Annotated in this window: 7 protein-coding genes; 6 read left to right on the top strand and 1 reads right to left on the bottom strand. The window is 72.3% G+C overall.

The annotated features are described in order from the left end of the window. Positions 1 to 89: 89 nt before the first annotated feature. Both EIO58_RS11285 and EIO58_RS11280 read left to right on the top strand, forming a co-directional pair. Positions 90 to 581, top strand: a complete 492-nt coding sequence (locus EIO58_RS11285; RefSeq protein WP_127819623.1) for an aromatic ring-opening dioxygenase LigA — start codon at positions 90 to 92, stop codon at positions 579 to 581. 21 nt (positions 582 to 602) lie between these two features. Further along, entirely contained in the window at positions 603 to 1,604 is a 1,002-nt protein-coding gene (locus EIO58_RS11280) for a PHP domain-containing protein (protein ID WP_127819622.1), read from the top strand. A gap of 19 nt (positions 1,605 to 1,623) precedes the next feature. Here EIO58_RS11280 and EIO58_RS11275 read toward each other — a convergent pair whose 3' ends face one another. Then, the gene (locus EIO58_RS11275; RefSeq protein ID WP_127819621.1) at positions 1,624 to 2,556 is read right to left on the bottom strand and encodes a 5'-3' exonuclease; all 933 of its coding nucleotides are present in this window, start codon (positions 2,554 to 2,556) and stop codon (positions 1,624 to 1,626) included. Positions 2,557 to 2,689: 133 nt separating this feature from the next. Here EIO58_RS11275 and EIO58_RS11270 point away from each other — a divergent pair, with 133 nt between their 5' ends. The 4 genes from EIO58_RS11270 to EIO58_RS11255 form a co-directional block, all read left to right on the top strand. Next, entirely contained in the window at positions 2,690 to 3,592 is a 903-nt protein-coding gene (locus tag EIO58_RS11270) for a hypothetical protein (RefSeq protein WP_127819620.1), read from the top strand. Then, complete coding sequence (locus EIO58_RS11265) at positions 3,589 to 4,821, top strand: acylneuraminate cytidylyltransferase (RefSeq protein ID WP_127819619.1); 1,233 nt, start codon at positions 3,589 to 3,591, stop codon at positions 4,819 to 4,821. The genes EIO58_RS11270 and EIO58_RS11265 overlap by 4 nt, the downstream gene beginning before the upstream one ends. After that, positions 4,818 to 5,690 carry an N-acetylneuraminate synthase family protein gene (locus EIO58_RS11260; protein WP_127819618.1) on the top strand — a complete coding sequence of 291 codons (873 nt, stop codon included), beginning with the start codon at positions 4,818 to 4,820 and terminating at the stop codon, positions 5,688 to 5,690. Before EIO58_RS11265 ends, EIO58_RS11260 begins: the two co-directional genes overlap by 4 nt. Then, the coding region (locus EIO58_RS11255) for a DUF6716 putative glycosyltransferase (protein WP_205789235.1) at positions 5,687 to 5,981 on the top strand (295 nt) is incomplete at its 3' end. The genes EIO58_RS11260 and EIO58_RS11255, both read left to right, overlap by 4 nt.

Raw genomic sequence — 5,981 nt, 5'->3', positions numbered from 1 at the left:
GCGCCGCCGGCGGCGGAGGGCACTTCCGCATCGTCGGCGGGTGCCGCTAGCGTGAGCGGCGGGGTTCACGTTCGCACATGGAGGACGCCATGACCGAAGACGCCGCCGCCCGCCTCGAAGGATCCGTCGAGCCGCCCGCCCGCAAGCTGGGCGGAGTGAAGGCCGTGGGCATACTGGGCATCCTCGCCGGGGTCGTGCTGATCGTGACCGGCATCGTGGTCTGGATCATGGTGTCGGGCCAGTTGCAGGCCGAGCGGATCACGATCCCCGACGACGCGATGGCCTTCCAGGGTCAGACGGTCGCAGGTCCCTTCACCGCCTTCGTCCAGGCCGACATCATCCAGCACCACGCGGTGGAGGCGTCCGAGGGCAGGACGTACGCCGAGCTCGAGCAGGACGATCCGCTCCGGGCGACGATGTCGAACGCGTCGTTCCTGCGGGCGTCGCTGTTCACATCGGTGGTTTCGTTCGGTGTCGCCGCCTTTGCGATCGGCATCGGCATCCTCTCGATCATGTTCGGCTGGGCGCTGCACCGGCTCGCGAGCGCGCCGGTGGTCGTGCGGCCGGCGGCGGTGGTGTGACGTGACGCGCCGACACTCCGCGTGAATCCCCACGACGCGCTCACCGAGATCGCGACGCTCCTCGAGCGCGAGCGGTCGTCGCGGTACAAGTCGAAGGCGTTCCGCGCGGCGGCCGACGCCATCGCAGGGCTGAGCGATGAGGAGCTGACGGATGCCGCGTCCCTCCGCCGTCGCAAGGGCATCGGCGAGTCGACATTCGCGGTGATCCAGCAGGCGCTCGCGGGCGGCGTGCCCGACTACCTCGCCGACCTGCGCGAGCGTGCCGGCGTGCAGCGCAGCTCGTCGCTGCGCGGGCTCCTTCGCGGCGACCTCCACTCGCACAGCGACTGGTCGGACGGCCTCACATCGATCGACCTCATGGTCGGCGCAGCGCGCGCCCTCGGCCACGAGTACCTCGCGCTCACGGACCATTCGCCGCGGCTCCGCGTGGCGAACGGCCTGTCGCCCGAGCGGCTGCGCGCGCAGCTGGACGTCGTGGCCGGCCTGAGCGCCGACGGGTTCACGCTGCTGTCGGGGATCGAGGTCGACATCCTCGAGGACGGGTCCCTCGATCAGCAGCCGGAGATGCTCGACGAGCTCGACGTCGTGGTGGCGTCTGCGCATTCCAAGCTGCGCATGGACCGCGCGCCGATGACCCGGCGCCTGGTGGCGGCCGCCTCGAATCCGCACGTCGACGTGCTCGGCCACGTCACCGGTCGTCTTGTCGAGGGCTCGCGCGGCACCCGCCCGCCTTCGGCCTTCGACGCGCGAGCGGTGTTCTCGGCGTGCGCCGAGCACGGCGTGGCGGTCGAGATCAACTCGCGGCCCGAGCGGCAGGATCCGCCCGACGAGCTGATCGCCCTGGCGATGGAGCTCGGATGCCTCTTCTCGATCGATTCGGACGCCCACGCGCCCGGCCAGCTGTCGCTCCTGGACTACGGCGCCGAGCGCGCCGAGCGGCTCGGAGTGGCGCCCGAGCGGATCGTCACGACATGGCCTGTCGACCGCCTGCGCGCCTGGACCGGGCGGGACCGCGCCGGCTGAGCTTCGCGCGCGGCGGACGTCACGGGGCCTCGAGGGCGTCGAACGCGGCGACGATGCGGTTCATCGCCGTGCCCAGCGCCCACGTCTCGGCGAGGGTGAAGGCATCCGCCCTCTGCTCGGGCGTGAGGGCGTGCAGCCGCGTGTCGGGGACGGCGAGCGGCAGGTCGCGCACGACGGCGACGACCTTCGGCGCGACCGACAGGTACGGGAGTGCGGCGAGGATCTTGGCGCGGACGCCGGCCGACATCCCCTCGCTGGCCGCCGCGGCCGCGATGATCCCTTCGAGGTCTGCGTGCGTCGCGAGGAGCCCCGCCGCGGTCTTCTCGCCGACGCCGGCGACACCGGGAAGGCCGTCGGAGGTGTCGCCGCGCAGGGTCGCGAAGTCGGCGTACTGCGACGGCAGCACGCCGTACTTGGCGACGACCGACGCATCGGTGAGCACCTCGAGGTTGCTCATGCCGCGCGCCGTGTAGACGACCCGCACGTCGCGCGCGTCGTCGACGAGCTGGAAGAGGTCGCGGTCGCCGGTGACGACGTCCACCGGCATCGTGGCGGTCGTGGCCAGAGTGCCGATGACGTCGTCGGCCTCGTGGTCTGGGGCGCCGACGATGCGGATGCCGACGGCCTCGAGCGCTGCCCGGATCACGGGCACCTGCACCTCCAACGGGTCGGGCACGACTTCGACGTCGGGACCGCCCGCGACGACCTCGGCGACGCGGTGCGTCTTGTACGTCGGAATGAGGTCGACGCGCCACTGGGGGCGCCAGTCGTCGTCCCAGCAGGCGACGAGGTGCGTCGGCCGGTACGTCGTGACGAGCTTCGTGATGATGTCGAGGAGCCCGCGCACCGCGTTGACGGGCGTGCCGTCGGGCGCGCGCACCGTGTCTGGCACTCCGTAGAACGCGCGGAAGTACAGCGAAGCACTGTCGAGCAACATCAGTCGGTCAGCCACAACGGCCATCCTGGCACGCGGCGCCGACGCCACGAGCCGTTCACCTCGCGGACCACTGCGCGTCGCCTGTCGGAACCCGTCTCGTTCACATCCGCGGCTCACCGTGGTGAGACGGCCGGCGAGAGGAGGCGACATGGGCAGGGACGACGTCCTCGCGTGGGTGGAGTCACCCCTCCAGCTCCTGGGCGCCGCGGAATGGGCGGCGGCGCATCGCGTCACGGTGCCTGTCGCCGGGCGGCTCACGCCGCAGATCTCCGAGACCGCCGACGAGCTGCTCGCCCGCGGCGCGCGCTTCGGCGAGCTCGAGCCGTACCTCGGCATCCCGTGGAACCTGCTCGCGCGGCACGGGCACTGGCTGGTCGGCGACGGATTCTCGGGACAGTTCCGCCTCGCTGCGAGCGTCCTGCGCCCCCACCGCATCACCTTCCTCGACGACGGCGCGATGGCGCTCGAGTTCGCCGACACCCTGCTCGGCCGGCGGCCGTACGCGAGGCCGCACGTGCACGAGCGCGGCCTCACGAGCCTTCTCGCACCGTTCGCCGCGGAGATCGTGCACCGACGCGCCGGGACGCGTCGCGCCCACGTGTTCACGGCGTTCGACCTCGGCGACGACCGCATCGAGGCGCTCGGCGACCACGGGTTCGGCATCCGTCGGCATGACTTCTCGTGGACGCGCGCGACGGCTCCTGCGGCCCCCGAACTCGGCCGCCGCATCGTGCTCGGCAGCGCACGGCCCGTCGACGGCCGCGTGGCTCCGGCCGACTACCTCGCGTGGGTGACGGATGCCGCAGCCGGCGGCGCCGTGTACCTGCCGCATCGCCGCGAGACTCCGGAGCAGCTCGCCGCGGTCGCCGCGATCCCCGGGGTTAACCTGCGCGAGACGCGGCTCCCGGTCGAGCTCGTCCTCGCCGGCGCGCGGCAGCCGCTCGACATCCGCACGCTGCCGTCGAGCACGACGAGCACGCTCCCGCTCGTGCTCGCAGGCACCGGTTCGACGGTCCTCACCGCGTCGTCGAGGCGGAAGGCCGTCGCGTGAGCGAGGTCGTCGCGATCATCCCCGCGCGCGGCGGGTCAAAGGGCGTCGTACGCAAGAACATGCGCCGGGTCGGCGGCGTGCCCCTGGTCGCGCGCGCCATCGACGCCGCCTTGCGCTGCGATGCGATCGATCGCGTCGTCGTGACCACGGACGACGCCGAGATCGCCGCCGTCGCAGCCGAGTGGGGCGCCGAGACGATCGAGCGCCCGGCAGCGCTGGCCGGCGACGAGGCGTCGTCCGAGAGCGCGCTGCTGCACGCGCTCGACGTGCTCGAAGCGCGCCGCATCGATGTCGGCGTCGTCGCGTTCCTGCAGGCCACGTCGCCCTTCATCGATGTCGACGCGCTTGCGGGCGCGGTGCAGCTGGTCCGCTCGCGCCGCCGCGACAGCGTGTTCTCGGCGGTCGAGACCTACGGGTTCCTGTGGGCGAAGGGCGCCGGCGGCGCCGCGGAAGCCGTCAACCACGACGTCGAGGTGCGTCCGCGCCGGCAGGACCGCGAGCCGCACTACCTCGAGACCGGCGGCTTCTACGTGCTGCGCGCCGCGGGCTTCCGCGCCTCGCGTCACCGCTTCTTCGGGAGCGTCGGCATCGCCGAGGTATCGGCGCGCGGAGCCCTCGAGATCGACACTGCCGACGAACTGGAGATCGCGCGCGCGCTTGCGCCACTCGTCGACCGTCCGGCCCCGATCGTCGTCGACGCTGTCGTCACCGACTTCGACGGCGTGCACACCGACGACAGCGTCCGCGTCGATGAGAACGGCGGCGAGTCTGTCACGGTGAGCCGCTCGGACGGCATGGGCGTGTCGCTGCTGCGGGCCGCCGGCATCCCGTTCCTCATCCTGTCGACCGAGACCAACCCCGTCGTGTCGGCCCGCGCGTGCAAGCTCGGCGTCGACGTCCTCCAGGGACAGGGCGACAAGGCTGCGGCCCTGCAGGCATGGGCGGCCGAGCGTGGCTTCGCGCTCTCGCGCATCGCGTACCTCGGCAACGACGTCAACGACCTGCCGTGCCTCGACATCGTGGGGTGGCCGGTGGCCGTCCCGGAGGCGCATCCGCTGGTGCTGGCGACGGCTCGCGTCGTGCTGGACCACCGCGGCGGCGCAGGTGCCGTGCGCGAACTCGCCGAGCGCGTGCTCGCCCAGGGCGCCACGCGCGCCCCCCGAGCGCTTCACACCCCGGGCGGTCACGATGCGCCCGGTCCGAACACCGCACCACAGGAGGCATCATGACCGTCACGATCGGGAACCGCGTCGTCGGAGGCGGGCGACCCGCTTTCGTCATCGCAGAGATCGGCCTGAACCACAACGGCGACGTCGAGCTCGCGAAGCGCCTCATCGACGTCGCGGCGGACGCCGGGGTGGATGCCGTGAAGTTCCAGAAGCGCACGCCCGAGATCGCCACCCCCGCGCACATGCGCGACGTGCCGCGCGAGACTCCGTGGGGCACGATGACCTACTTCGAGTACCGTCAGCGCGTCGAGTTCGACCGCGACCAGTACATCGAGGTGTCGGATCATGCGATGCTCCGTGGCCTGGACTGGTTCGCGTCGCCGTGGGACGAGCCGAGCGTCGCGTTCCTCGAGGATCTCGGGGTCCACGCGCACAAGGTCGCCTCGGCGTGCCTCACCGACCACGGGCTGCTGCGCGCGCTGCGCGACACCGGCAAGACGATCATCCTCTCGACCGGGATGTCGACCATCGAGGAGATCGATGCGGCGATCGAGGTGCTGGGCACCGAGCGTCTGCTGCTCATGCACGCCACCTCGACGTACCCGATGGAGCCGGGTGAGGCGAACCTGCGCGTGATCCCGGCGCTGCGCGAGCGGTACCCCGGCGTTCCCGTGGGCTACTCGGGACACGAGCGCGGCCTGCAGATCTCGCTCGCCGCCGTCGCCCTCGGCGCCGTCGCGGTGGAGCGGCACATCACGCTGGACCGCACCATGTGGGGGTCCGACCACGCCGCCTCGCTCGAACCGGCGGGCCTGCAGCACCTCGTGCGCGACATCCGCGTCATCGAGGCCGCACTGGGCGACGGTGTCAAGCGCGTCTACCCCGGCGAGCTCGCGCCGATGGCGAAGCTGCGTCGCGTTCCCGCGTGAGCCGGTCGAACCCGCGCGGCGATCGGCTGCGCGTCGTCGCGGTCGCCGACACCGACTCGTACGTGAAGTGGGCGGCATCGCTCCTCGGCGGCATGGCCGGACGGTGGGATGCCTCGGTGCTGGTGCTGAGCACGCCGGTCGCGGTGAGCGAGACGCAGCTGGCGTCGGCGCTGAGCGGCAGCGGACTGCCGCGCGACCGGGTCGAGCGCGTGGAGTACGCGCGGCTGGCCGCGCGGCTGCGAGAACTGCGAGCGGATGCCGTCGTGCTGGCGGCGCGCGGACCGCTCGTGC

It is taken from the genome of Microbacterium sp. CPCC 204701, assembly GCF_004010105.1.
Taxonomy (GTDB): Bacteria; Actinomycetota; Actinomycetes; order Actinomycetales; family Microbacteriaceae; genus Microbacterium.
This window is presented reverse-complemented; position numbering and strand designations above follow the sequence as displayed.